The organism is Rhizobium sp. LARHSG275 (assembly GCF_052871115.1).
The window spans coordinates 1-1,038 of record NZ_JBIXJN010000061.1 but is presented as its reverse complement, the minus strand read 5'-3'; the positions used below and the strand labels follow the sequence as shown (position 1 = coordinate 1,038).

At 63.4% G+C, this 1,038-nt stretch carries 1 protein-coding gene; it reads right to left on the bottom strand.

From position 1 onward, the window contains the following. Positions 1 to 1,038: putative Ig domain-containing protein (locus ACIPSK_RS33010; protein WP_446533142.1), on the bottom strand; the 1,038-nt coding region annotated here is incomplete at both ends.

The following is a 1,038-nucleotide window of genomic DNA, read 5'->3' as shown; positions in this document are numbered from 1 at the left end:
CACCGGCATCCGGATCGGTGTCGTTGGTCAGCACATTGCCGCTGGCAACCACGCCGCCCGAACCATTGGCAACCCCGCCCTTCTCCGTCGCATCCCCCGTATCGGCAACTGCCGTCGGCGTCGTGTTTCCGGGAACCGACACGGCGATGTTGAAGGTCTCGTTGGCGGCAAGGCCGCCGAGATCGGTTGCCGTCACCTTGACACCGTAGGTGCCGCCTGTCGTAGGCGTGCCGGAGAAGGTCCTCGTCGAGGCGTTGAAGCTCAGCCAGGAAGGCAGTGCCGTGCCATCGGCAGCGGTTGCCGCGTAGGTCAGCGTCTCGCCGCTGTCGACATCGGTAAAGGTCGTCGTCGGCAGCACGAAGGAGAAGGCGGAGCCGGTGGTGGCGTTCTGGGTCGTCGTCTGGACGGCGAGCACCGGCGCATCGTTGGCGCCGTGGATGGTGACCGTCAGGTTTGCCGTGGCCGTCGCGCCGGCGCTATCGCGCATCGTATAGCTGAAGACATCGCTCAGCGTATTGGTCGACTGCCGCAGTCCCTGGACGGCCGCATTGCTCTCGTTGATCGCATAGCTATAGGCGCCAGATGCATTGAGAACGAGACTGCCATAGGTGCCGTTCAGCGCCGAACCGAGCGTTCCTGATGTCGCACCGAAGACCACTGCCGTGACGGTCTTGGTGTCACCGGCGTCCGGATCGGTGTCGTTGGTCAGCACGTTGCCGCTGGCAACCACGCCACCCGAACCATTGGCAACCCCGCCCTTCTCCGTCGCATCCCCCGTATCGGCAACTGCCGTCGGCGTCGTGTTGTTCGCATTCGAGGGACGGAAGACCACATCGGCCCAATAATTGGCAGCACCGAAAGTGGCATTTGGGAAAATGCCGGCGGTGGCAGAGCCCCCATAGCGGTAGACCCCGTTGCCGGTGGCTGGTGCCGTCAGCGGACCGTTGGTGACAGCAGCTGTAAAGAAATTGCTGGTCGCCACATAGGCTCCGGTCGTGTGATAGGAGGCGACATAGGTGGTATTGGCGGCGATTGTGA